General features: G+C 70.7%; 11 protein-coding genes and 1 pseudogene. 11 read left to right on the forward strand and 1 reads right to left on the reverse strand.

Annotated elements, in window-relative coordinates; all coding sequences use genetic code 11:
- Nucleotides 1-181 precede the first annotated feature (181 nt).
- Complete coding sequence (locus ACH4EW_RS17580; protein WP_398257608.1) at nucleotides 182-1,468, forward strand: S8 family serine peptidase; 1,287 nt, start codon at nucleotides 182-184, stop codon at nucleotides 1,466-1,468.
- Between the two features lie 373 nt (nucleotides 1,469-1,841).
- Here ACH4EW_RS17580 and eccCa read toward each other — a convergent pair whose 3' ends face one another.
- A complete protein-coding gene (gene eccCa, locus ACH4EW_RS17585; RefSeq protein ID WP_398257686.1) occupies nucleotides 1,842-5,768 on the reverse strand; it encodes a type VII secretion protein EccCa in 3,927 nt (1,308 codons plus the stop codon).
- A gap of 277 nt (nucleotides 5,769-6,045) precedes the next feature.
- Between eccCa and eccD the strand changes: the two genes are divergently transcribed.
- The 10 genes and pseudogenes from eccD to ACH4EW_RS17635 all read left to right on the forward strand — a co-directional run.
- Nucleotides 6,046-7,428, forward strand: a complete 1,383-nt coding sequence (gene eccD / locus ACH4EW_RS17590) for a type VII secretion integral membrane protein EccD (RefSeq protein ID WP_398257611.1) — start codon at nucleotides 6,046-6,048, stop codon at nucleotides 7,426-7,428.
- Nucleotides 7,429-7,545: 117 nt separating this feature from the next.
- On the forward strand, nucleotides 7,546-8,991 hold the full coding sequence (eccB, locus tag ACH4EW_RS17595; protein WP_398257613.1) for a type VII secretion protein EccB: 1,446 nt from the start codon (nucleotides 7,546-7,548) through the stop codon (nucleotides 8,989-8,991).
- A gap of 261 nt (nucleotides 8,992-9,252) precedes the next feature.
- Nucleotides 9,253-9,600, forward strand: coding sequence for a hypothetical protein (locus ACH4EW_RS17600; RefSeq protein WP_398257616.1), 348 nt, complete (start codon nucleotides 9,253-9,255; stop codon nucleotides 9,598-9,600).
- A 66-nt stretch (nucleotides 9,601-9,666) separates the two neighbouring features.
- Nucleotides 9,667-9,966, forward strand: a complete 300-nt coding sequence (locus ACH4EW_RS17605; protein ID WP_398257619.1) for a hypothetical protein — start codon at nucleotides 9,667-9,669, stop codon at nucleotides 9,964-9,966.
- Between the two features lie 36 nt (nucleotides 9,967-10,002).
- Nucleotides 10,003-10,380 (forward strand): hypothetical protein, encoded by a 378-nt coding sequence (locus ACH4EW_RS17610; protein WP_398257621.1) that lies wholly within the window; start codon nucleotides 10,003-10,005, stop codon nucleotides 10,378-10,380.
- Between the two features lie 373 nt (nucleotides 10,381-10,753).
- On the forward strand, nucleotides 10,754-12,547 hold the full coding sequence (locus tag ACH4EW_RS17615; protein ID WP_398257624.1) for a hypothetical protein: 1,794 nt from the start codon (nucleotides 10,754-10,756) through the stop codon (nucleotides 12,545-12,547).
- Between the two features lie 53 nt (nucleotides 12,548-12,600).
- Nucleotides 12,601-13,182, forward strand: a complete 582-nt coding sequence (locus ACH4EW_RS17620) for a type VII secretion system-associated protein (RefSeq protein ID WP_398257627.1) — start codon at nucleotides 12,601-12,603, stop codon at nucleotides 13,180-13,182.
- Nucleotides 13,182-13,640: a YbaB/EbfC family nucleoid-associated protein gene (locus ACH4EW_RS17625; protein ID WP_398257630.1), complete on the forward strand. Its 459-nt coding sequence runs from the start codon at nucleotides 13,182-13,184 to the stop codon at nucleotides 13,638-13,640. Before ACH4EW_RS17620 ends, ACH4EW_RS17625 begins: the two co-directional genes overlap by 1 nt.
- Nucleotides 13,633-13,944, forward strand: a complete 312-nt coding sequence (locus tag ACH4EW_RS17630) for a hypothetical protein (protein WP_398257632.1) — start codon at nucleotides 13,633-13,635, stop codon at nucleotides 13,942-13,944. Before ACH4EW_RS17625 ends, ACH4EW_RS17630 begins: the two co-directional genes overlap by 8 nt.
- Nucleotides 13,945-14,031: 87 nt before the next feature.
- A pseudogene (locus tag ACH4EW_RS17635) lies at nucleotides 14,032-26,420 on the forward strand (hypothetical protein); the annotation flags it as partial.

The following is a 26,420-nucleotide window of genomic DNA, read 5'->3' on the forward strand; positions in this document are numbered from 1 at the left end:
GCCGTAGGTACGGGGCGGAGACGCGCGGCATGTAGGGCGTGGGGAACTGCTGTGCCCATCATGCCTGTTGCCGCAGCCTGCCCGCCATGGTGGTCGGTGTTCCGGGGCCGCCGGGGCACGGGTCCGGGGCGTGTTCCTGGGCAGGTACCGGTGGTGCGGGGAGCGTCGTTACCATCGGCGCATGCGATCTTCGAGGTCCTCGGTGTCCCGCGCACTCGGGCCGGCAGCACTGGCCGCCCTGCTCCTGATACCCGGCACCGCGGCTCCGGCCGGCGCGGCGGGGGACACGGACAGCCCCTCACTGCCGGGAATGCCCGCCACTGTCGCCGACGGCCGCCCGTGCACTCCGGGATCCGCCAAGAAATCTTCCCAAGTCCCCTGGGCGCAGAGCTTCCTGGGGATCGACAGGGCCTGGGAACTCAGCCGTGGCGCGGGGGTCAAGGTTGCCGTCATCGGCACCGGAGCGGACCTGCGGCGGGTTCCGGCGCTGGACGGCCGGGTCACCGGCGGCCCGGATGTGGTGGCGGGCGGCACCGTGCGGGACGACTGCGTCGGATACGGCACGTTCCTCGCCGGGATCGTGGCGGGGGGACAGCAGCAGGGTGTCAAGGCAGCCGGCGTCGCCCCGGAGGCCGAGGTGATCGCGGTGCGGGCCACCGACAAATACGGTGCGACCACACCCGAGGCGCTGGCCAAGGGCATCGGGGCGGCCACCGACTCCGGGGCGCGGATCATCCACGTGGCGCTGAGCGTCCCTTCCGCACCGAAGCAGCTCAAGGACGCCGTCCTCGCCGCACAGAAGGCCGGTGCGCTGGTGGTGGCGCCCGCCTCGGCACGGGAGTGGGAGGCCGGCGCGGCGGCATCGCAGACGGTGAACGGGCCCGCCTACCCGGCGGCGCTGCCCGGAGTGCTCGCCGTTTCCTCGGTGGGGCCGGGCGGCGAACCGGAAGCACCGGGCACGGAGAAGGGGCGGCGTACGCAGCCCAGGCTGAGCGCCCCCGGCGTCTCGGTGGTGGGGCCCGGGCCGGGCGGCAGCGGCCAGTTCACCGGCCGCGGCGACGCGGTGGCCGGCGCCTTCGTGGCCGGCACGGCGGCCCTGGTCCTCTCCTACCACCCCCGGCTCACCGCCGAGCAGGTCGCGCACCGGCTGGAGTCCACCGCCTACGGGGCCGTGGGTGACACGCCGGACCCCGGCATCGGGCTGGGGATCGTCGATCCGGTGCGGGCGCTCTCCGCCGTACTCCCCGAGGAACACACACAGTCCCCGGCCGTAACGGAGAACGCCTCCGTACCGGCCGTCCCGCCACTCGACCCGCCGGAGGCGCGCAACCGGGCGCTGGCCGTGGCAGGCGGGGCGACAGGGGTGACGCTGCTGGTCGCCTTCCTGGCGTTCGTGCTGCCCAGAGGGCGCCGCCGGGGATGGCGGGCCGGCCGGGCGGCAGGTCGTCCTGCCGCGGAAGCGGACTGAGCCCCGGCCATCACGGCTGGTCGGCAGCGGCGTCGACGTCCGGCGATCCTTTCGGCCGGTCGCGACATCCGGTGACCCGCTCGGCCGGCCTCAACGTCCGACGATCCGCCGCAGCCACGGGGAAGCAGCGGCAGGGGCCCGGCGGCACCGGCGGGCCGTGCGCTGACGAGCCTGACCTCCCGCCCGTCCCGGTCCGCGGGCTTCGCAGCTCCTCCACCTCGCGGCGGCATCCCGACCGGGACAGCCTGCAGGCAGGACCGCGCCGGCAGCACCCAGGGGCAGTGCGCCGGACGAATCCTGTCCGGCCGTGCACGCGAAGTCCCGTCGTACGCCCGGTAGATGATGTGGGCGGGACGGGACTTCGCGTACATACCTAGGCCTCGCCCTCCGGGTCCGGCAGCAGCGGGGTCTGTACCTGCACCACACCCCTGCGCGTGATCAGCTGTGCCCGGCCGGGCGGCAGCTGCCTCGGCTTGGTGTCGTTGAACAGGTATCCCTCCGAGGGCGGGCAGGAGAGCAGCGCGGCAGGCGTGTTGACCTCCAGCAGCCGGCGCAGCAGCGGGTCGTTCATCGCCCGCGCCGCGCCGTTGGCGCTGCGTGCCACGATCAGGTGCAGACCGAGCTCCGCGCCCTGGGCGAGGTAGTCGAGCAGAGGCCCGAAGTGGTTGCTCATGTTGCCGCCGGACACCATGTCGTAGTCGTCCACGACCAGGAAGACCCGCGGGCCGCTCCACCAGTCCCGCCGCTTCAGCTGGGCGGGCGAGATGTCCGCGCCGGGCAGGCGCTCCTTCATGGCTCGCGCGACGCCGTCCACCGCCTGCTTGAGTACGTCGACGGAGACGGCGTAGCCCAGCCGATGCGACTCGGGGACGCTCTCCAGCAGCCCGCGCCGGTAGTCGATCAGCAACACCCGCGCCTCGGCGGGGGTGTAGCGGTCGGTGACCGCCCGGCAGACCGAGCGCAGCAGGTTGGTCTTGCCGGTCTCCGCGTCGCCCACCACCACCAGGTGCGCGGTCTGTGCGAAGTCGTGCCACATGACGTCGAGTTGGTTGCCCTCCAGGCCCAGCGGCAGGCGCAGATCGCCGTCCGCGCCGACCTCGGCGCCGGGCAGCTCGGAGGGTTCCAGGACCGACGGCAGGGTGCGGACCGCGGGTGCGGGCGGGCCCTGCCAGTGCTCGGCCACCTGGGCCACGGCGTCGGCGACGCCCGCCCCGAGGTCCGAGGAGCTGTCTTCGCCGTCCAGCCGGGGCAGAGCGGTGAGGAAGTGGTGCTTGGAATCGGTCATGCCGCGGCCGGGTGACTTGGGGATGGTCGCGGCGGCCCGCATGTTGATCATGGAGTCCATGCTGTCGCCGAGTCGCAGCTCGAAGCGGGTGCCGAGCTGGTCCCGCAGCGCGGTGGGGATCTCCGACCAGCGGCCCGCCGCCACGATGAGGTGCACACCGTAGTTGAGGCCCCGCGCCGCCAGCGCCGTGAAGGTGTCCATGATGTCCATGAAGTCCTGGCGGATCGTGCCCCAGCCGTCGACGACGAGGAACACATCGCCGTACGGCTCGTCGGGCATCTCACCGGCGGCCCGGCGGGCGCGCAGCATCGCCATGGAGTCGATGCCCAGCTCGGCGAACTGCTTCTCGCGCCGGGCCACCAGTCCGTGCACCTCGGCCAGTGTGCGCTGCACCCGCTCCAGGTCCAGTCGGCCCGTCACGCCGCCCACATGGGGCAGGTCGCGGAGCGAACCGAGTGAACCTCCGCCGAAGTCCAGGCAGTAGAACTGGACTTCGCGCGGAGTGTGGGTGAGGGCGAGCGACATGATCAGGTCGCGTACGAGTGTGGACTTGCCGCTCTGCGGACCGCCCGCGATACCGACGTGCCCGCCCGCGCCGGACAGCTCGGCCACCAGGGGCTCACGGCTCTGGTCGAAGGGCCGGTCGATGATGCCCACCGGCACCGTCAGCCGGCCGTGCAGCTCGGGATCGATGGTGGTGAGACCCCGCTCGGCGTGCGGCTCCACCCCCATCAGCAGGACGTCCAGCGACAGAGGGCTGTCCAACGGCGGCAGCCAGACCCGGTGCGCGGGCCTGCCGCCCTCCCGCATCCGGGACACGGCCAGAGCGAGCAGGGACTCCTCGCTCTCCTCCTCCGCCACCGGCTGCGGGTCCGGGTCGGGCGCGGGGAGCCGGGGCGCGGTCCACTCCGTGCGGTACGGGACCACCTGACCGGCGACGGCCGACGCGCCGACCCTGCGGGCGCCCTGATACGGCCCGGAGACGTACGCGGCCTTGAACCGGACCAGGGTCCCGGTGTCCTTCTTCAGGATGGCGCTGCCGGGTACGGAGGGCAGCTGGTAGGCGTCCGGCACACCCAGGACGCCACGGCTCTCCATCGAGGAGAACGTCCGCAGCGCGATCCGGTACGACAGATGCGACTCCAGCTGGGTCATCCGGCCTTCGTCCAGCCGCTGCGAGGCGAGCAGCAGATGCACCCCCAGACTGCGGCCCAGCCGTCCCACCATCACGAACAGATCCATGAAGTCACGGTGTGCGGAGAGGAGTTCGCTGAACTCGTCGACCACCACGAAGAGCGTCGGCAGCGGTTCCAGATCGGTCCCCGCCGCCCGCGCCGTCTCGTACTCGAACGCCGACGTGTAGTTCCCGGCGCTGCGCAGCAGCTCCTGGCGGCGCATCAGCTCACCGTGCAGGGCATCCTGCATGCGGTCCACCAGGGAGGACTCGTCGGCGAGGTTGGTGATGACGGCCGAGGTGTGCGGCAGACCGTCCAGGCCCAGGAACGTGGCGCCGCCCTTGAAGTCGACGAGGACGAAGTTCAGCTTCTCCGAGGAGTGGGTGAGCGCCAGCGCCAGCACCAGGGTCCGCAGCAGCTCCGACTTGCCGGAACCCGTCGCGCCGATCAGCACGCCGTGCGGGCCCATACCGCCCTGCGCCGCCTCCTTGATGTCCAGTTCCACCGGGCTGCCGTCACCGGCGAGCCCCAGCGGCACTCGCAGCCTGGCCCGTTCACTGCGGTCGTCGCGCACGGCGTCCAGATCGACGGTGTGCAGGTCGGGGAGGCCGAGCAGGGTCGTCAGCTGCACGTCCGAGGTAAGTGCCTCACCGTTGTCCGTGGTGATGCCCATCCGATAGGGGGACAGCTGCGTGGCCAGTGCCCTGGCCCGCCGGGGACCCAGCACATCGGGCCTGCCGAGCGCGGACGTGGTCTCCTTCCCCGACCGGTCGGTGCTGACCAGTTGGAGCTGCTGCCCGGCGATCCGCAGCCGCAGGGTGTGGCGGGACTGACGCCAGGGCAGGGAGCCGGACACGTCCAGCGTCACCGTGTTGCGGTAGCCGTCGGTGGCCAGCCGGGAGTCGGCGGGCGTCCGGGCGCTGTCCAGGACCACGACGCAGTAGGGCTCCTCGGTGCTCGGGACGGCGTCCGTCTCGAATGCGGGCCGGCCGGTCAGTTCCTCGCCGAGCAGTGATTCGAGACCCAGGACGGAATCGGTGACCAGCCGCACGGGGCCCCCGCCGTCGACGTCCGTCGGATGCTGGGCGTGCGGCAGCCACTTCACCCACTCCCAGGCGCCCCGGCGGTCAAGGTCCGCCAGCACCACGATCCGCAGGTCCTGCGGCGCGTGAAACACACTCAGCTGGGCCAGCAGGGCCCGCACCATCGCGTGCGCGGCCTCCTCCTCGGACTGGAGCAGGACGCGTGCGTAGGTACGCAGATAGACCGCGACCGGCTGGTCGGGCACCGTGCCGTACGCCTTGATGAAGCGCCGCAGGGCGTGCGCGGACAGCGGCTCCAGATCCTCGACCGGCTTGGTGCTCAGCGGTGTCAGCTTCGTCGCCAACTGCTGTTCGCCCACCGCGATCCGCACCTCGGCGAAGTCCGCGTGCGCCGCCCGCCGCTCCCACAGCCTGGCCGTCGGCACCAGGCTCCACAGGGATGCCGGGTCCGGGTGCGACCACGCCTGCGCCTCCCGCTGCTGGGTGATCACCTTGCGTATGCGCCTGCGGCTGATCGACAGGTACCGCATGTAGTCGCGCCGCTCACCGAGCAGCGCCCGCTTGCGGTCCCCGGAAGCCCGGACGATCTGCGAGACCAGCATGCCGACGGCCGACAGCGCCATCAGGCCGATGGCGACGTACATCATGGGGCCGCCGCCACTGCCGGGACGCAGGAAGATGAGCACCATGCCGAGCGAGCTGAGCGCCATCGGCATGTACGTGATCATGTTGCCCATCGCGCTCTGCGTCTCCGGCACCGTGGGCGGCTCCTGGAGGCTCAGTTCGCCATGGGGCATCTCGGGGCCAAGACGCCGGGGAGGCCTCTTGAAGAGGACCACGCTCAAAGGGAATCGCCTTCCTGAGGGGTGCCGGCGGTTGCCGTGACGCTTCTTCGGGATGACAGAACGTCAAATGCCGGTAATACGGCCGACGGTGCGGGAGTGCAGGCCGGGTAACGGGCGGGGACGGGGCCGCTGATCTTGACGACACCCCACAACGTACAGACTGCACGCACAAGTTAATGTGATCAATCCGACCGCGTCGACCACTGTCCTGGAAGGCGATGAAACGCGCTTGACCGACATATCCGCGGCACCTCTGTGCCGTCTCACGGTGCTGACGCCCGACCGCTCCGTCGAACTCGCCGTACCGTCCGACATCGTGCTCGCCGATCTGATGCCGACCATTGTCGACCACGGGGGCACCGACCTCTACGAACGTGGCGCGCAGGCGGGCGGCTGGGTGCTCCAGCGCCTCGGCCAGGAACCCCTCGACGACGAGAACACCCTCGGCGACCTCGGCCTGCACGACGGCGAAACGGTACATCTGCGCCTGCGCGGGGACGCCCTCCCCGAGATCCACTACGACGACCTCGTCGACGGGCTCTCCAGCCGGCTGCGCGAACGCCCCGACTCCTGGCGGCCGGTGTGGTCGCACCACCTCATGACCGCGCTCGCCCTGAGCACCCTCGCCACCGGCCTGCTGCTTCTGCTGCTGCCCGGTTCCACGGGGCTCAGGACGGTCTGCGCGGCGGCGACCGCGATGCTCCTGCTGGCCGGTGCGGCGGCGGCCTCACGGGCGGTCGGCGACGTCGGCGCGGGCGCCGCGCTCGGCGCGGCGGCCGTTCCCTACCTCGCCCTGGCCGGAGCTCTGGTGCCCCAAGGGGCCGATTCCGACGCGGAACTGGGCGCCCGGCTGCTCGCGGGCTGCTCCGCGGCGGCCGGCGCCGCCGTGCTCGCACTGGCCGCCGTGGGTGCGTGCGCCCCGCTGTTCCTGGCCGCTGCCCTGGCCGCGGTCCTCGGGGCGGTCGGCGGAGCCGTGATGCTCTTCGGCGTCCCGGCCACCGGCACGGCCGCCCCGCTGATCCTGGCGGTCGTCCTGCTGGGACACTTCCTGCCGTCCCTGGCGTTCCGCCTGTCCGGACTGAAGGTGCCGCTGCTGCCCACCAACGCGGGCCAGCTCCAGGAGGGCATCGAGCCCACCCCGGACGAGCGGATCGCCGCCCGCGGCGCCGTCGCCGACAGCTACCTCACGGGCCTCTACGGCGCCACCGGGCTGGTGGCCGCGGGCTGCCTCACGGCGCTGGCGTTCGAGACGTCCTGGGCACCGCTCACCCTGGCGGCGGTCCTGTGCGCGCTGATGTTCACGCACGCACGGGCGATCGGCGGCACCTGGCAGCGTCTCGCCGTCGTCCTGCCGGCCGCCTACGGGTCCGTACTGCTGACGGTGCAGCTGGTCCTGCGGACCGACGACGGGTCACGGCCGCTGCTGCTCGCCGGTCTGCTGGCCGTCGCGGCCGTGCTCGCCATCACGGGCTGGACGCTTCCCGGCCGTCGCCTGGTGCCCTACTGGGGGCGCGCGGTCGACCTGCTCCACCTGCTCTTCGCCATCGTCCTCGTCCCGCTGGCCCTGTTCGTCGCCGGTCTCTACCAGTACCTGCGGGGCCTCAACAGCTGAGCCCGCTGTCCGGCGGCCGCCGCCGGACAGCCGGCGGATCCCGGGGTCCGGCGGCCGAGAGCCGCGGTACCCCGGGCCCTCGCGCGCCGGGCCGAGGCCCGGTCGGAAAGGCAAGGAATGCAGTCCAGGCGGGACCAGGTCCACGCGCACATGTTCGTCATGAGCCGGCTGTCACTGGGAATGCTCCGGGACGACCCGGACGCCCCCGAGTCCGCACACCGGCGGACCACGAAGGGCTTCGTCATCGGCCTCGTGGTCGCGGCCCTGGCCGCGCTCATCGTCGCGGTGTACGGGCTGGTGGTGCCCGGCGGCTCGAACGCGTGGAAGGCCACCGGAACGCTGGTGCTCGACGAACGTTCGGGCGCCCGCTACCTCACGCTCGACGGAGTCCTCCACCCGGTCCTCAACGAGACCTCGGCCAGACTGCTGGCGGGTGACCGGATGAAGGTGGTGAGCGTCAAGCCCGCCTCCATCGAGGACGCCCCGCGCGGTGCGACGCTGGGCATCGTCGGCGCGCCGGACCCGCTGCCGCAGGCAGGCGCGCTCAGCCGCGAGGCCTGGTCGGTGTGCGCCACCCGGCCCGACGCCGCCTCGGAGCCGCTCCTCACCCTGGCCGTCGGCCTGACCGCCAGCGGCAGGCCCGTGACCTCGGACGGGGCCACCCTGGTCCGTACCGTCCCGGGCGGCACCACGTACCTCCTCTGGCACGGCACCCGGCTGCGGCTGAACACCGCGAACTACGCGGTCCAGGCACTGGGTTACGACCCCGACGGGGCGCATCCGGTCCCGGACGCGTTCCTCAACGCCCTGCCGGCGGGCCCGGATCTGGCGGTGCCGGAAGTGTCCGGACGCGGCAAGGCGGGCCCCTCACTGGCCGGCCGCCCGACACGGATCGGGCAGCTCTTCGACGGCTCAGGCGGCCACTACCTGCTGACGGAGCGCGGGCTGACCAAGGTCACCGCGCTGGAGGAGGCACTGCTGAAGGGCGATCCGCGTACCCAGCGGACCGCCTACGCCGGAGGAACAGTCGTACTCCAGAAGATCGGTCCGGACGACCTGGCGCGCCACCAGGACCCGAAGGCGACCCGGCTCGTGGGAGCCGGGGGCGGCAGGGTCCCGACCGGTCTGCCCAGGCCCATCCCGGTCGGCGCGGGGGAGGGCGTCTGTGCCGTCGTCGGCACCGCGGACGGCAGGCCGACGGTCTCGGTCGTCCTGCCCCGCGCGGACGCGGTCGGCGGCCGGGCGGTGTCCAACCAGCCCGGAATCACGGCGGGTTCCGGAGCCGCCGACCTGTTCGCGGTACGTCCGGAAGGCGGAGCCCTCGTCACGGCACTCTCCTCGGCGGGCACCGGCACGGCCTACTACCTGGTCACCGAGTCGGGTGCCAAGTACCCGGTCCCCGGGGGCGAGAAGGGACTCCAGCGGCTCGGGTACAGAGCCGATCAGTCCGTGCCCATCCCGTCCGGTGTCCTCGGGATGCTCGCGTCGGGGCCCGCGCTGGACGACACGGCCCTGCTGGCCCAGGGACTCGTGGAAGTGTCGAAGAACACGATGCCCCGATAGCCGATTCCCCTCGTTTTTAAGAGAATTGAGGTTTCTCTGAGGATAGGAGGGCCGGGAGGTACACGCTTTCCCCGGCGTTTCCGCAGCTCACGCATGTATCGCAGATGAACATTCGGATCGTCGGGGAACTTTCGTTCCAAGATCCCGTACGGCGTATTAACCTGATGATCCGTCGACTCTCGGAGGGCGTGATTCCGGTGTGGTCGGCCTGTCGTGCGCCCGTGGTGCCGCCGTGTTCCCGCAGTGTCCAGGAGGACCCCCATGACTGATGTCTCCGGCTTCAACGTCAACTCGGCCGACGGCCTGTCCAACGATGAAACAGCGATGCTCGAGACGCTGAAGACGCTGGACCAGCACCTTCGCGACATGGATGAGGCGGGCCGCAAGGTCAGGACCATCCAGGGTCAGGTCCGGGCTGCCTACCAGGCGGTTTCCTCGGAGACCCACGCGGCGGGCATCGACGAGTGGCTCAGGGCGCACGCACGGGTCATGGAGCGCACCCAGTTCTTCCGCGAAGGCACCGCGATGGCCAACCGGCTCCTCACGGACGCCGAGCACGAGGCGAAGGGCTACGCCGCCGGTATCGCCGGCACGATCAACCCCGGGTGACCTTCTGCGCCTTTCTCCCCGCCTTTCCTTCCCCGCTCTCTTAACCGCCTCACGAGGAGTTCCGCCATGTCCGTCAAGATCAGCCACCAAGGGGTCCTGGACGCCGTCAAGAACATGGACGCGGCCCAGCAGGAGATGAAGGAGGCGCTCGCCTGGATGGAGAAGAACTTCGGCGCGCTGCGCGACACCCTGACCGGTCAGACCCGTACCTCCTGGGAGGAATTCCAGGCGGAGCTGGGCCGGATCAAGCTGCAGCTCGACGAGCAGTACGGGGTCGCCCGGACGACTCTCCAGCGGATGCACGCCCGGCAGATCGACGGGGACCTCGACGGCGGCCGCGGCCTGCACAACCTTCAGGGCAGCTGACCCGACCGACCGAACCGACTTCTGTGAGGTGTGAGCATGGCTGCTGACGAGAATCCGGGCGATATCTTCCAGTCGACCGACGGCGTCTATCTCAGGTACGCCAACCAGGAGATTCCCAGGTTCCGCCGCGACCTGACGGTCAAGCCGGACTATGTGAGCCTGGGATCGAAGATCCCGCTCGCCATCGGAATCCCCGAGAAGTGCACACAGGCGAAGGCGCTGGAAGGTCAGCTGGAGACGTATCGCGCGAGCATGCGAACCCGGTACGAGACGGCCATCACGCTCCTGAACAACTTCTCGGCCAGCCTGCGGGACGTCGAGGCCAAGCACAAGGACGCCGAGGACGACTCGACGAGCATCGGTGGTGCCCTTGCCGACGAGTTCTCCGAGATCCTGACCCCGAAGGGAAAGTGAAACCATGGTCGCGGTGCCCCCCGGGATGCCGGCCAAGTGGGAGGAAATCCTCGCCATGTTTCACGACGGCACCACCAAGCTTCCGGACCGGAATCTTGTGGCGGGGCCCGGGTCCAAGCGGTGGATCACCAAAGCGGTGAACGGGGCCTGGTCCGATACCGCTACGAGGAGCGACGGCAAGGACTGGATGTTCGACTCGTATAAGGCATACTATTTTGCCTCCAGATCGGACAAGCCGTACCTCGTTTTCGGATTCAGATATGACTGGAATGAATTCGGCAACGGCCCGGGGCCGTTGAGTGATTTCACGGGGGCCGCTGGGGCCATCTTCGGCTCCATTTGGGCAGGTACCAACAAGGACACCAACCTGCTGATGTCCAAAAAAGCAGCCGACGTGTTCAACAATCTGGATCTGTGGACCGGCGGTTGGGCGGTCGAGTTCAATAAGTGGGCCGAGAGCGTGGGGAACGGCTCGGAGGAGCTCGAAGGGAAGTCCGCGGCTCTCTTCGAAGCCGTGCTCCTGGCGGTCAAGCGTTCCCTCCTGGAGACACAGTCCTTCTACATGGGCGGTGCCATCAAGGCAGACTTGGACGCCGTGGGTACCAAGCTGAAGGCGACCATAGATGTTCTGGCGAAGAATGCCTGGGACTGGTTCGAAAAGCGGGAGGTTGTGCCCGTTGTCGCAGGACAGACGCCCCGCGAAGCAGGTCCCACCTCCATGCCCTTCACCCACCTCCGCGCCGAATTTCTGAAGGCGTTGGGAGCCAAGACCTTCACTTCGGCGTACCGGGACACGGTCGACGGTCTGGATTTCGAAAGTGTGGAAGGCGAAGCCAAGTTGAGCTGGCTCGCCGAAGTCAAGGCCGGGCTGGACGACGCGTCCGCGCAGACGATGCTCGAACTCGCGACTGCCTACGACAAGGCGAGCGGGACGCTCTCCGACGCGAACTCCGTCGTGAAGCCGACGTTCACCATCTCGCTGACGCCCGAGGAGCAGAAGGACTTCTACGGTGACGCGGGTGCCGGAGGTGACGGTGGCACAGGCGGTACCGACGAATTCCTCAACAAGTTCAAGGAGATGTTCGGCAACGGCGCGGGCGGTGACGGAGGCGGAGCCAGCGGCGGGGGCGGGGGCGGCGGCGGGGATCTGGGCCTCGGTGGCCCGCCACCGGTGACGGGGCCGAGCGGGAGCGAGTCCTCGTCCAATGGCCCCGGCACGAGCGGCTTCGGCCTCGGTCCGAATCCGATCACCGGCCCCAATGGCAGCACCTCCGGCACGAGCAACCCCCTGGGAAGCGGCGGGCTGCCGGCCGGCTCGCGCATCGACCCCAAGACCGGAGCCGTCACCGACTCCAAGGGCAAGCCGGTCCTCGGTGCGGACGGCAGGCCCCTGGTCGTGCCGCCCGGCTCCACCATCGGCCCCGGCGGCAAGATCATCTCGCCCGCCGGCCCGAAGCCGCCGACGCTTCCGAACGGCTCCACCTCAGGGGGGAACCCGCCGCGGGGCCTCGGAGTCGACGCCGAAGGCAACATCATCGTCCCCAAGGGCACCAGGGTGGACGCCCAGGGAAACCTGATCGGCGCGGACGGCAAGCCCCTGACCAACATGTACGGCGGGAAGCTCACCGTTCCGCCCGGCTCCCGGATCAACGCCGACGGAACCATCAGCGACCCGCAGGGCAAGCACATCACCGAGAGCAGCAACAACCTGAAGATCCGCAACCCCAAGACGCTCGACGAACTGCTGAACGGTCAGCGCCGTCCATCCACGTCGAGCGGTGATCACTTCGGCGGCTCGAAGGGAGCCTCCGAGAATCTCCGCAGGATGGTCGACAGCAACGGCAACGCGATCCGCGAGCCGACCTCCGTGGTGTCCGGGCTCAGCAACCGCGCCCGTGCCGCCATGGGGCTGCCCGCGAACCCGGCTGTCCCGCCGACACAGGGCAAAGTGTCCACCCAGTCGCTCGGCGCCCTCGGGCGGGGCGGAGCGGGGGGCGGGACGGGGACCGGCATGCCCTTCATGCCGCCGATGGGCATGGGCGGCGGCGGTGGTGCCCCGGGTGGCGGAGGCAACGGCGGTGACCGGCAGCGCAACGTATGGCTCTCGGAGGACGAAGAGGTGTGGGGCACCGAGCCCGACGCCGGAACGGGCGTGATCGGACGATGAGTTCCGCAGGTGCAGAAGCGGGCGGGATACCCACCGGTAGCGAGGATTCCGCCATGCCGCCGGTGCCTGATGACATCCGCGCGGCGGCGCGGACCGCACCCGAGCACTGGTTCGGCACGGTGGACCCCGCGTGGAGCGGAGAAGGCGAACCGCCGCTGTGGGCGGTGATCGGGCAGTGGCGCTCCGACGCCGACGGCGAGATCGTCGAATGGCAGCGGAACGACAAGTACCGGCCGTCTCCCGGCATGCTCGGCTGGCCCGAACCGACCGACGACGTGGATGCCGCCATGCAGCTCGCGGCCACCGGCTACGGCCCGGTCGAGGGCGTCGCCCTGGCCGTGGTCACGGCCGAACTGGCCGTCCTGACCGCCCCCGGCGGTGGCGCGGTCAGCGCCTGCACCCCGGACGGCGACCCGGTGGTGCCGGTGTTCACCGCGCCCGCCCATCTGGAGCGGGCGGGCGCGCTCGCCCACCGGGTGCTGCCCGTCTCGGAGGCGTTCGCACTCGTACCCGAAGGCCAGGACCTGTACCTCAACCCGACGGGCCCCGTTGCTCTGCGGCTGTCCGTAGACGACCTGTCCCGCGCGGTCGACGTGCTGGAAGCGGCGGCGGAAGGCAAGGAGGAGCAGTACTGATGGTGTCGTTCCAGGAACAGCTCGCGGAGGCCATGGCCGGCCTGGCGGAGCAGACGAAGAAGATCCAGCAGGTCCAGGAGGAACTGGCCAGAGCGTCCGCCTCGGCAACCTCCAAGGACCGGATGGTGACCGCCTCGGTCAACGCCCACGGCGAGATCCTCTCCTTCAAGTTCCACACCGAGGGCTACCGCACGATGCCGGGGGCCCAGCTCGCCGAGGTGCTGAAGACTACGGTCAACGCGGCACGTACGGAGATGAACTCCAAGGTCAGCGGCTCGGTACGTCCGTTGATGGGCAGTCAGGAGGATCTGGCGAGCGGACTCTTCGGCGGTGGTGAGCTCGACGATCTGCTCGCTCCGCTGCGCGCGATGCAGCCCGAGGGGCTGACGGAGACGGTGCTGGGCGGCGGGCGCAAGCCGTCCGGCAACCGCGGCGAGGAGGACGAGTTCTATGGTTGACGGAACCCTGAGCGTTCCGGGGGATCTCCCGCGCCGGTTCACCCAGTTCGGCGCCATCTCAAGGATCGTCGGTGAACTGGGCGTCCTCAACGACCACATCAACCTGGAGAACAGGACCGCGGGCGGCAAGGACGATGTGTACGCGAAGGAGTACCACAAGTTCGTCGACTCGACGGGCAAGGGGCTCACCTACGGCCTCGAAGGCCTCTCCGATCTGCTCGAAATGGTCGGCATCAGCGGCAACAACGCCTCGGTCATCCTGAACGACGCCGAGGACGACGCCAACCACATTGCCGCCGGCTGAGCCGGCCGAACCCCGAAGACGCGGCACCACACAATGGCGATTGAGGTTTCCGAGGGTTGGGCGACCCTCCTCAAGACTCTGACCGGCATGCCCTTCCCGCAGGCGAACGAGGACTCCCTGCGGGTGGTCAGTGACGAGTATCGCCAGATGGCCGAGAAGTTCCGTGAGGTGGAGGAGCTTCTGCGGCAGGTCGTCGGCCGCGTCGACGAGGACTTCGAGGGCGAGACCGCGACGCGGTTCGTGACGTACGCCCGGCAGTTCGTCGAGAGGACGAACGGCAACGAGAGCATCCTCGAACGGGCCTACGAGGACGCCATCAAGCTGTCGAAGAACGCCCACAAGACCGCCGCCGACATCGAGTACACGAAGTGGATGATCTTCGGCCAACTGGCCCTGCTCGTCGTGCAGATAGCCCTGGCCGAGGCTCTGATGCCGGTGACCGCCGGGCTGTCCGAGATCTGGGCGGCCGCCGCGATCGCCGCGTTCCGTTCCATGGCGATGCTGATCCTCAAGTTCCTGCTGGCCCAGATCATCATGCAGACCGTCACCGGCCTCGTCGGCGGCCTGCTGCTCGACTCCATCCTCCAGCTCACCCAGATGGGCCGCGGCGACCGTACGGAGTGGAACAAGAATTTCACCGCGGACGCCGCGAAGTTCGCCGCCATCGGCGGTGCGCTCGGCGGGCCGTTCGCGCTGCTGGGCGGCGGACTCGGCAAACTGCTCGGCAATCTGACCGGCAAGGGCCTGGGAAAGATCCTCGGCAACGACGCGGGGAACGTGCTGGGTAAGGGGCTGGCCGGGGGCGGCAAGGGCGCGGGCGGTGCCGCAGGCGGTGCGGGCAAGGCCGCAGGCGGTGCGGGCAAGGCCGCGGGCGGTGCGGGCAAGGCCGCGGGCGGTGCGGGCAAGGCCGCGGGCGGTGCGGGCAAGGCCGCGGGCGGTCTCGGCAAGGGCGCGGGTGGCGCGGGTGCGGGCGGTCTCGGCAAGGGCGCCGGTGCCGCGGGCAAGGGCGCCGGTGCCGCGGGCAAGGGCGCGGGTGCTGCGGGTGCGGGCGCCGGAAAAGGCGCCGGCAGCGCGGGTGCGGGTGCGGGCAAGGGCGCGGGTGCCGCAGGAGCGGGCCTGGGCAAGGGGGCGGGCGCCGCGGGTGACGGCGCGGCCGGAGCGAGCGGCAGGGCCGGAGCGGGCGCCGCGGGCCAGGCGATCTCGGAGGAGTCCGCCCGCAAGCTCGGCGAGCGCCTGGGCAACATCATGGGCCGGACCAACGAATCCCTGAATCATGTGGGAGCGGACGGTGCGAGGGGGGCGGCCGCCGGAGCGGTCGGCCGGGAGGTCGTCAAGGACTTCGCGAACGCCTTCGAGAAGAACCTCGGGGACTCCCTCGGCAATGAGACCGCCCGGAACCTGGGCCGCGACTACGGCGAGGCGCTGGTCAAGAACTGGGGTGGCAAGGCCGACTGGCAGGGTCTGACCCATTCGCTGGACGACGCGCTCAAGCCGTACGTGAAGGACCTGGGGGAGAACGGAGTACGTGCGCTCTCGCACGACCTGCCCGGCTCCTTCGTACAGACCATCAGCAAGAACATCGAAGGGAACATCGGCTTCCGGATCGGTAACTTCGTCGGCGAGATCGCCGGTGAATCGGGCCACGCCGTGGTCACCGAGGGCATGTACAACCTGATCTTCGGGCCCGAGCACAAGTTCACGGTCAGCGGCTGGACCGCGGCCGCGGGCGCGGCCGGCGGCGTCATGGGCCGGGGAGTGGCCCACGGCTTCCAGGCCGTGCGCCACGCGGTCTCGGGCCCCCCGGCCGCGCCGCCGCCGCGCCCCCCGGTCTTCTCGTCCGACTCGCCCACGCCGCCGTCCGGCGCGTCGCGTCCGAGCACGGAGTCGCACACGACGGTGCGCGACGGCTCCGACCCGGGGAACGACGCCGACAATCGCACGCTCACGGATTCGGCCTCGGACTCCGGTTCCGACAACGTCTCGCTGCGGAGCGGCGACGACAACGCCTCGGACGGCGACAGCCTGTACTACCTGGACGTGGACGACTTCTCGGACAGCAGGACGCTGTACTCGAGCGACGACGACGGGAACGCCGCACCGTACGACGTGTCCGGGGCGTCCGCCCCTTCCTTCGCCACCAGTTCGAACGACACGAACTTCACGAACGACGGCCACTTCACGAACAACACGAACGAGACCAACAACTCGAACAACAGCTACACGACGAACAACTCCGGCGACTCGACCACCAACTCCCTCACACCCGAGCCCCCCGTCCCGCCGGACTCGTTTTCGGAGCTGGACCTCCTGCTGAACAGCCTCCCTGACGTACCCGAGACGCTGCCCTCCCCGGACCAGGTACACGAGAACGTGACGCAGGAGCTCACGGACGTGAACACGCTTCTGGACGGCCTCCCGGACGTACCCGATACCCCGCTGGGCACGGTGCTGTCGCCGGAGGCGGAGCGGCTCCTGGCGGACCTGCCCGACGTACCGCGGAACGACCTTCTGCAGACGTCCGACGACGGCGCGGGCGTGGGGTCGTCCAGTAGGTCCGACGACTCCGGGCCGGTAAACCGGACCGCGAACGACCTCGATCGCCTCCAGGAGCGCCTGGACCGGCTGAAGGACCGGCAGAATTCCGACGACTCGGACTCCGACGCCGACCTGGCGGCACGGATGGCAAAGCTGCGGGAGGGCGACTCCGACGGCCTCGGCCGCCCCGCACGGGTCGACGAGCTCCGTGAGCAGTACCGTGCGGCCCTGGAGGAGGAGGGAGCCGACGGGCTGGAGCCCGACGGCACAACGACGGGTATCGAAGGCGACGGAGCCCTCCCGTACAACGGCGCGGCCGGCATCGTACCGCCGCCGCGCCCCGTACCGACCGTGTCCACGGCGTCGGGTGCCGGCACCGCCCCCGGCGGACCACGGCAGCAGACACCCACAGTTCCGTCCCCGGACGGGCTCGATGTGGTGTTCCCGGACGTCCCTCAGAACGAACCCGGTGCCCAGCCCTTCACGGCGGACGAGCCGGACCTCGTGTTCCCCGACGTTCCCAAGGCCCCGCCCGGCACCGAGCCCCCGGCCGGGAGCCGGCCGGACACGGAGCGGACCGAGAGCGACGGGAAGGGACCGGCCACCGAGGAATCGCCGAATCCTCTCCGTACGGAGTCGCAGGACGAACTGCCCTTCCGCGACGGCTTCGACGTGCACAACGACGGCGATGTCGATGCGCTGATCGCGCGCCTCGACGAACTGGGCAGCCTTTCCGACGATCCGGTGAGCCGGCTGGAGCAGCTGCCCGACGTGCCCGAGGGCCTGACTCCCACCGAGCAGCGCAGGCTGACCAAGGACGTGGAGCGGGAGACCGACGCCCTGCTGGCGGATGCCCGGCGGTTGGGCGTCGACAGAGAGACACGGCAGCGGCTGAGCGAGCGCATCCGGGATGACGCCTGGGCGGGCAGGCACGCCGACGCCGCCGACGGCCTGCGGGAACTCGGCGACCTCGTCGCTGTGCACGGCCTCGGTGAACGCCTCCAGCAGTTCCGCCGTCACATGGACGGCGGATACGAGGCGCGGGCCGCGCAGCTGGGAATGCGCCGAACGGAGTGGCTGCGCCATGCCCTCGACATCGAGCAGTCGGCTCTCGCCGGCGATCCCCGTCGGACGACCCAGTTGCTGGACGACTTCGAGAACCGTCTCGGCACCCTCGGGTCCGAGCTGAGCGCCCGCGCCGACAGCACCCCCGAGGCGCTCCGGAAGCAGTTGGCCGACAACCGGCGGGCCGATGCGGAAGAAGCGGGCATGGGCCGCGAGCGGTTCCTCGAATGGGAGGACCGCAGGGAGCAGGCGGCGACCCCCGAGGATCTCCGCAGAGTGCAGGCTGACTACGACGCCGAGCTGGAGACGTCGCGACGGCTCGCGACCCTGCGGGATCTCGGTGCATCCGAAACGGAGCTGGCCACCTGGAAGAACCGGTTCGAAGGACCGGGGCGGGGAAGCGACCTCGACGCGCAGTACGAACGTCGTACGGTCACCCTCGGCAGGGAGGCCGAACTGGCGTCCTTCCGGGCGAGGCTGGACGCCATGCGCGAGGGCGGCCACCAGCAGGAGTCCTCGGAGCTGCCCCCGCCGCAGGACGGTGACGGCGGTCCCGGCCGGGACCGGACCGAGGACTACCGGGCGGAGAACGACCGGATCCTGGAGGAGCGGCTCGACCGGCTGCTCGAGGGTACGGACGACACTGGGATGTCGCGCGAGGAGCGGCAGCAGTGGGAAGACCGGCGCGCGAACGGTGAGGACGACACGGCGAGGCAGGCCATCGAGCGGGAACAGCTCGACCGGATGGCACAGCTGGAGCGCGACCGGCGGCTGAAGGCCATCTCGGACGGCGACCCCCAGGGAGCGGAGCGCGGCACCGAACGCCGCACCGCATGGCAGAACAGGCTGGACGAGGCGGCGGGCGACCCTCAGGCCATCGACCGGGTCCTCGACAGCTACGACGCCGAGACGGCGGAGCTGAGGCGGGAGGGGCGGGAGCGCCTGGAACAGGAACTGCGTGCTCCGGACCGCTTGCGGGACCTCGACCGCCGTATCGACCGCTCGCTCGACAAGCTGCCCGAGGAGGTACGCGAACAGGCTGCCCACGACGCCCGCACGCTGGTGGAACGCCTGCGGAACCTGGTCACGACCGGCAATGAGCCCGGTACCCCCAAGGTGGACGACGCCGTGTCGGAGAAGCGCGCGGACATCCAGGACGCGGACCTGACACACACGTCGGGCCCGTCGAATGCCGGACCGTCGGCAACCGTGCGCAATCCGGCCTCCCGGACGAACGTCGACGAGGGTGCCGGCAACTCGGCGAAGACCCCGCGGCCGGCCGACTCCGAACGGGACAGGCGTGCTCCTGTGCAGCCGGGCGAGCAGCTGATGGAGGCTCCGCGGCATCTGGACGACGCGTCGGAGTCCGGGGGGAAGGACGGGGACAGCCTTCACTCGCGGGAGCGGGACAACCTGCCGTCGCCGAACGCCCGTCGTGTACGTACACAGACCGAGGACGACACGCAGTCCCTCACCGACACGCGGACCACGTCGGAATCCGAACCGAACAACGACGTCGATCTCAAGTCCGACGACGCCGGCTCCGTGGCTTCCGCGCCCCAGGACTCCGACATCCCCGTGAAGGAGAACGAGGAGCCGCCGGGCGGCCCTGGCGGTGACGGCTCCTCACCGGCAGGCTCGTCGGGCGTGCAGCAGCCCACGGCCCGCGACAAGGCCCTGAACGCGCTCTCGGCGGACGAGTACGAGCAGCGGATGTACCGGGTACGCCGCGACCGTCCGGACCTGACGACAGATGAGGCACGCCGCGACGAGGTGTTCCGCCGGATCGAGAACCCGGGCGTGAAGGTGGAGAAGGCGGCCTTCGCCCCTCCGCTGCTGAGCGACGACGTGGATCCGCTCCCCCAGGAGCAGTCCAGTGAATTCGTCACGTTCGACGACAACGCGATGCTGCCGAAGTCGATGAAGGGCCACGGGCACGGGCGGATCACCATCAGAGGTGCCGACGTGCTGGCAGACTCCGTCGCGAAGCGATGGAGTCTGCGCCCCGACGGGCTCGACGAGTTGAAGCGCGTGCTCGTCCAGAGTCCGCATACGCTGCTCAGCCCCCGGACCTTCATCCTGCCGACCACGGACGGTGGCCACCGGGAGATCTCCCTCTCGATGGAGAGCTACGGAAACTGGCGCCGCCACGCCGAGCCGTCGGCGTTGGCCGCCGTGGACGAGTCCGTACCGCACAAGGACGGAAACGGGAACGAGGGCAGTTCGACCACCTCGAAGACGGAAGGGCCGAAGGCTGAAGGTTCCGAGACCGGCGAGTCGAAGACGGAGGAGCCGAAGGCGGAGGGGTCCGAGACCGCCGCGTCCAAGACCGACGAGTCGAAGACGGACGCCTTCAAGACGGACAAGTCCGAGACCGACGAGTCGAAGAAGGACGCGTCGAAGACCGCCGAGACCAAGGCCACCGACGCCCCCGTCAAGATCGAGACCGAACTCCGCACCCGCCCCGGTGCGACGGAGACCAAGACCCTCGGCACCTCCCGCGCCTTCGGAGTGGCGGTCCCGCTGGGGCCCTCCGCGGGGACCGTCGGTGCGTTCGGGTCGGTGTCCCTCAGCGCACGGCGTATGGAGGCCTCCTACACGTACACCCAGGAGAGCCGCGCCCAGAGCAGTGTGACCGCGGTCGGCAAGGACGGCAGTCATCTGCATGTGAGCGACCTGCACATCGTCGTCGAGTCCTCGCGCGTCTGGGACAAGAAGGGCCGTGAGCTGTCCCCGGACCAGCAGCAGCCCGGCACCGCCGCGCAGCGGCGCTACCGCATCCAGGACGGGGTCACCTGGCGGGTCCCGGACAGCGTCACCGACCCGGCGATCCCCGACCGGCTGCCCATCGCCTTCGAGTTCGCGCCGGGCGCTCGGCCGCACCTGCTCGCACCGCTGAGCGTCACCACGGAGACCCGGCTGCTGGACTGGGCGCTCGCGAACTTTCCCGAGGCGACCCCCGGCAGCTTCCTCCGCCATCAACTGGCCGATCTGTTCGGCGAGGAGAGCCTGCGCACAATGATCGCGCAGAGCTCCGGCGAGACGGTGGTCAGCGCCCCGCTCTTCGCCGGTCTCGGCAACCGGTCACTGGGCTCCGTCGAGCTCCGGCTGATCCCGGTCGACGCCACACTCCTCCAGGCGTCCGACAAGACCGAGGTCAAGAAGGCCGACGCACAGCGCTCCACCGCCACCACGGAGAAGAAGAACACCCAGGGCGCCGGGGTCGGGATCTCCGCCGGTCCGCAGTTCGCGCTGCTCCAGCCCGCGGGCACCCTGAACCTCCAGGTCGGGGGATCGGCCGCCCTGACGACCCAGCGTGCGGAGAGCAGCTACAGCGGCAACACGGCCGAGTCCGTGCGGACGCTCAACAGCCGCGGCCACTCGGGGCTCTACGACGTCCGCTTCCGGATCGAGCTGCGCAGGCAGGGCGGTGCATGGGAGTCGCCCGAGCCGGCCGAGCGGACCGCCCAGGCCAACCGGAACGGCCCGAACGAGGAAGGCACCTTCCTCACCGCCACCGTGCAGTTGCCACGGGCCGACGCACGCAGACTGGCCGGCTGGGACGACGGCACCGCACCCGTCCCGGACGCCGAGGTGCCCCCCGCCCCCGCGTATCTGTCGCCGTCGAATCCGGCGACTTTCGGCCTGCACGCGGTCCTGGACCTCGCCGCGACCCGTGACCCGGAAACGGTTCCGCCCCAGGTCTCCCTGACGGACGAACTGGTCGACCGCATCCAGGCCGGGCTGCACCGCGCCTACCCCGACCTGGTGCTTCCGCCCCGGCCGGACACCGCGGTCGACGGCGACCGGAACGGCGGCAGCGACCGGAAGTACAACACCGCGGTGCGCAACACCCATCTGTTGCGCCAGGCACTCTCCCGTACGGTGCTCGAAGGCTCCCTCGACCGCCTGACGAGCACCGGACTGCGGATCCAGCTGGAGCAGCTCGACTCCGTCAGCAAGCGGTACGTCGTTCTCACCGTGCGCGCGGAGGCGACGAACCGTCAGTTCGTGGGTGCCCACCACGATCTGGGTCTGGCGAACAACGTCCTGTCGACCCGCCGCGCGGACAGCGCGACCACCCGTACCCACGGCTGGTCGGTCGGCGTCGACGTGGGACTGACCGGGATCGAGCGCTTCGGCGGCACCGGGAGCATCGGCTACCGGTACGGCAGGCAGACCGCCTACGGCATGACGTACGGCCCGACGCTGACCCCGGACGGCGGCATCACCAGCTCCGGGTCGCAGCACCTGTGGTCGTACGACCTGGCCTTCACCGCCGAAGCCACCAGTTTCACCCGGCCGCGCCAGATCGCGCGGACCATGACCGGCGAGCTGCTCAGCACCCGGTGGTTCGTGAAGCAGGCCGCCGGGAGCGTCGACGTCCTGGCCACAGGGCAGGGCGACGGACAGACCGCCCCGGCCCCCGTCACCGGCCGCGTCACCCTGGCCGTACCCGCGTCGTTGTCCGTCCCCTCCACTCTGCCTCTCAACCGGCCGGAGACGGTTACGGCCCCCGTGTCCGTGCCGATGGACCCGGCTCTGGCCGAACTGCTCTCCTCCGGGAAACCCGTCTCCACGGATGACTGGACGCCCCACGCCCTCTTCGGCGGCCTGCACTCCGTGCAGAGCGTCACCTCGCCCGAGGTCGTGGTGCACCACCTCAAGGAACTGCTCGCCTCCGTCTCCGGCAACTCCTGGATCTACGGGACCGATGGGACCCCCGCCTCCGGCGCGCTGGCCGAGGCGTTCACCAGCGGTCGCAACGAGGCGGACTTCAGCGACGCGGCGCAGACGGGCAAGCATGTCAGCGACCTGTTCGGGAGGACGGCCGTCACCGACATCACCGCGTCGGTCAGCGCCTGGCCCCAGGTGCGCGCGACGCGCGTGCTCGCCGTCGTCGACTCCAGCGACCTCGCCCTCTCCAACATCGGCTCGGGCACCAGCGGCGCGGGACACTCGGTCGCCCATGTCCGCAGTCACGCCATCTCGTCCCTGCTGGCCTTCCGGGCCAAGCACACCGACGCTTTCCAGACCTCCGGCACCTACGGTCTCACCGCGTCGCCGTACCAGCGCACCAGCACCGCGACCTCGGCCGAGACCTTCTCGGCGAACCCGGCCCACACGGTCCAGTACACCGGACCGATGGCCCTGGTCGGCGCCGATGTGGCCTGGCACCTCGCGGCCCGCTCCCAGCCGTCCGGTCTCCTCCAGGCGCCCATGGAACTGATGCGCGGACGGCCGCCCCAGGGCCGGGTCGTGGAGATCCCCGACGGCCTGCTCGTGTGGATGCCGCTCGCCGAGGCGAGGAAGGCCGGTCTCTTCGACGACGGTCTCACCGCTCCGCCGCCCCAGCAGCTCTTCACCGCAGTCGATGCGGCCGCGCACGCCACGCTCACGGTCGGCCGCATCGACATGTCCGAGGCGATCAGCCGGTTCATGGGCACCCTGATGGAAGACCTGCCGCAGCACAAGAGCTGGCTCGGGCCCAAGAGTCTGCTGGCCGACCAGCTCGGCGGCCTGGCACGGCAGATGACCACCCTGTCGCCGTCCGGTATCCGCGCTCTCCAGACGGGCATGGAGAACGGCGGCACCTCCCTGCGTCTGGCCCGGAACAAGATCGGGCCGGCCAAGGACGCCAGTCTCACGGTGACCCTGGAACGGTCCGGCTTCACTCCCGGTGCGCTGCGCCACGACGTGAAGCCCACGATCACCCGGCCCACGTCCACGGCGGAGACCGTCACGGAGAAGCTGGCGCGCGGGTACGAGGCCGGCTACCGGCTCGGCGAGGTGCCCACCATCCGGGACCATGCGGGTCTCCGGAGCGGCGGCTTCACCCTCGACGACCGGGTCGGGTCCACGCGCTCGTCCTCCCTGGCACACGCGGTCACCGACGCCGTCAGCGCCCAAGTGGCCTTCGAAGGGCCGGTGGTGACCGGTCGGACGACGTTCAGCGTCACCTTCACCCTGGAGCTGCCCGACGGGACAGTGGTCCCTCGCACGTATCCCGTCGGCGAAGCCGAGGTGGTGCTGCCGCTGAGCCTCGCCCGGCCGCAGAAGACCGAACCGCAGACGACCGAAGTCCGGACGACGGAACCGCAGACAACCCGAGCCCGGACGGCCGAACCGAAGAAGACGGAAACGCAGAAGACCGAACCGCTGGCGGCCCGCACACCCCGGGGTGCCGCACGCCCGATGCTGCTTCCCCCGGATCAGCGCCAGGCCGTTGCGCTCCGGGAGCGCAACGCGGCGGGCAGGAACCTGTTCGCCACCGGCCCGGAGAGTGTCGTCGTCACCACCGTCGGCGGCATCACCGCACTCCGGGACGCCGCAGCGTACGCCGTCGACCTCGCTGTCCAGGGACGCGGCGCCACGACAGACGCCGCGACGCAGATGCCCACGAACAGCAATGGCCGTTATGTGCGGAAGACGGTACTGACGCGGCCCGGCACCGCCGCCGGTGAAGTCCTCAAGGGGGGCATCAGCACCGACGTGCTGAGCGCCTATTTTCCGCAGATGATCCGCGACAGCCTGACCGTCACGCTGCACGACACCACGTCGGCGATCGGCGGGACGGACGCGACGCTGAAGATCTCCGCCGATGTCGATCTGTCGCGGGCCCGGCTGCTGGCCGTGGACCCGGGCGCGGGACTCGGCGGCAGCCGGCGGACCATGGACAACGACACCTACACGGGTGACACCACCGAATCGCACATGCCGTCGATGACCGCGGGACCGGCCTTCCAGACGCAGCCCCTGGTGCAGGCCACGGCCACCGTGCCGGGCTGGACGGACTCCGACGCGGCGGGCGGTGCCGCCGACCGCCGGACCTCCGCGCTGACCACGCTCAAGCCCTTCGCCGGCGGCGCCGTGCTCATCCAGGCACCCCTGCACGTACTCCAGACGGCGAAGGCATCGCACCGCATCGCGGACCTTCCGGTCGTCCCGTCGTTGCTCAGGCCCGGGACCCGGCCGCCGGTCACCGTCGAGCACACGGTGCAGGACGGGGTGACGATGTGGGTGTCGTTCGACGTCGCCCGGGAGCACAAACTGCTGCCGCCCGAGGTCGAGGCCGCTGCGGACGCCGTCAAGAAGCAGACCAAGAAGTACACCGAGGCCGCCACGAAGGCGGAGACGGCCGAGCGGCGCCTGCGCGCACTCGACAGCGAGGTCACCTCCCTCGACACGGAGTTCCGGCGCCTCCTGGAGACGCAGGCTCCCACCGGCACGGACGTGGCCGCGGCGCGGGAGAGGCTTGCCACGGCCCGCTCCCGGTACGCCGAAGCCCAGCAGGACCTGGCCAACCATCGCCGCGGCCTCGCGACCGCCGAGCAGCACCTCGCCGCTGCATCCGAGGCCGCCTGGAAGGCGGTCGACCACTACGCGATCACCGGTACCCGCCCCTCCGGCACGCCGCCGGTCGCCTGGAGCGAGCCGGCCACCGCTGCGGCCACCGAACAGGCTACGGCCACCGTCGCCGGATACCCACCGCTCACCGAAGCCCTCGAAGGGCCGGTGTCCCTTGAAAGCACGGTGTCCCACGAGGGCCCGGCCGCCGACCTCGCCGGACCGCCGCGCCTCGTCGCGCGGGAGGACGTCCTCGCCCGTACGGAGGTCTGGCTCGACAACGCCGGGCCGCTGTCGGACACGGACGCCGTACGCCGGGAACAGATCAAGGCGGCGGGCTGGGCGCAGCGCCTGCGGACGGCGGACGCCGCCTACCGGTCGTCGCTGGAGGCCGTACTGGCCGCGCGGTCACCCCTGAGGGCTGCCGAGCTCCAGGAAGCCCGAGCCCGAAAGGCGACGGACCGGGCGGAGACCGAGGGACGGCTCGACGCGGTCGATGCCGAGCTGAAGAACGCGCGGTCGGTGTATGACCGGGCAGTCGCACAGCTGACGGCCGACTACCGCGAACTCGCCCTGGTGCAGGAGAACTTCGAAGCGGTGGACGTATCCACCCGAGGGGTCCTGGAGCCGCAGGCCGAAGGCAGCGCCCCCCGCGTCGTCACCCCCTGGCACCCCGCGCCCGAACCCGAGGGCTACGTCCGCCCGGCCGACGCGAAGTCCGCCCCCGAGCCCTACACCGCCGAGGGCGAGGACTCACAGGGGCGCCCGGTCAGTCTGAAGTCGCCGGACGGCCGCGTCCTCCACCTCGTGGAGCCGCCCTCCACCGGACCCGCGCACCTCGACATCGGTACGAGCTTCCACCGGTCCCTCCTCGACGCGGTAGAGCGTGCCCATCCGGGGCTCCTCGCCGAGCTGGGGCTCCACGCGTCGGGCAGAAGTCTTTCCGCCGCCGATGTCGAGCACTTGAGGCAGCGCCTCGCCGACCGGCTGACGGCGGACCGCGACGAACTCGCGGAGTTCCTCGCGGTCGATCCCCAGGAGCGGTTCACCGCACAGGAACTGGCCGACGCGGGAATCGTGCTCAGCGAGGCACAAGCCGCCGAACACGCCGCCTCGCGCAGCCGCCTCCCGGACACCGTGGCCGCCCGGCTGACCCCCGACCAGCGCCTGGAGCTGGCCCGTACGACACTGCTGCGGTCCGGCGACGGGCAGATCGGCGACCGCAAGGACGCGGGCTGGAACCACTCCGCGGGAGACCTGGCGGCACTGCTCGCGGCCCGTGTGCTCGGGGTCCCGGTCACCGTGGTCCAGTCGGACCTGAACCATCTGACGTTCGCCGCTCCTGGAACGGGCACGGCAGGGAACACGCGGTCGGGCGTGGTGCTGCACCTCGCGGACGACCGGTACCGGCCCGCCGTGCCTCTCGCGACGGACGGCCTGCTGCTCAACGCCGAGTCGGAGATCACGCAGCAGCCTGCCGACACGGCTTTGTCCCAGAGCACCGCGACCGCGTCGGCCGGCGATGCATC

It is taken from the genome of Streptomyces sp. NPDC018000 (assembly GCF_044328025.1).
Classification (GTDB): domain Bacteria; phylum Actinomycetota; class Actinomycetes; order Streptomycetales; family Streptomycetaceae; genus Streptomyces.

Bases quoted from the DNA above. Each gene is read 5' to 3' on its own strand.
- ACH4EW_RS17625 (WP_398257630.1), top strand. From the start codon at position 13,182: ATGGTGTCGTTCCAGGAACAGCTCGCGGAGGCCATGGCCGGCCTGGCG.
- eccB (WP_398257613.1), top strand. From the start codon at position 7,546: ATGCAGTCCAGGCGGGACCAGGTCCACGCGCACATGTTCGTCATGAGC.
- ACH4EW_RS17630 (WP_398257632.1), top strand. From the start codon at position 13,633: ATGGTTGACGGAACCCTGAGCGTTCCGGGGGATCTCCCGCGCCGGTTC.
- ACH4EW_RS17580 (WP_398257608.1), top strand. From the start codon at position 182: ATGCGATCTTCGAGGTCCTCGGTGTCCCGCGCACTCGGGCCGGCAGCA.
- ACH4EW_RS17620 (WP_398257627.1), top strand. From the start codon at position 12,601: ATGCCGCCGGTGCCTGATGACATCCGCGCGGCGGCGCGGACCGCACCC.
- ACH4EW_RS17605 (WP_398257619.1), top strand. From the start codon at position 9,667: ATGTCCGTCAAGATCAGCCACCAAGGGGTCCTGGACGCCGTCAAGAAC.
- eccCa (WP_398257686.1), bottom strand. From the start codon at position 5,768: ATGCCCCATGGCGAACTGAGCCTCCAGGAGCCGCCCACGGTGCCGGAG.
- ACH4EW_RS17610 (WP_398257621.1), top strand. From the start codon at position 10,003: ATGGCTGCTGACGAGAATCCGGGCGATATCTTCCAGTCGACCGACGGC.
- ACH4EW_RS17600 (WP_398257616.1), top strand. From the start codon at position 9,253: ATGACTGATGTCTCCGGCTTCAACGTCAACTCGGCCGACGGCCTGTCC.
- ACH4EW_RS17615 (WP_398257624.1), top strand. From the start codon at position 10,754: ATGTCCAAAAAAGCAGCCGACGTGTTCAACAATCTGGATCTGTGGACC.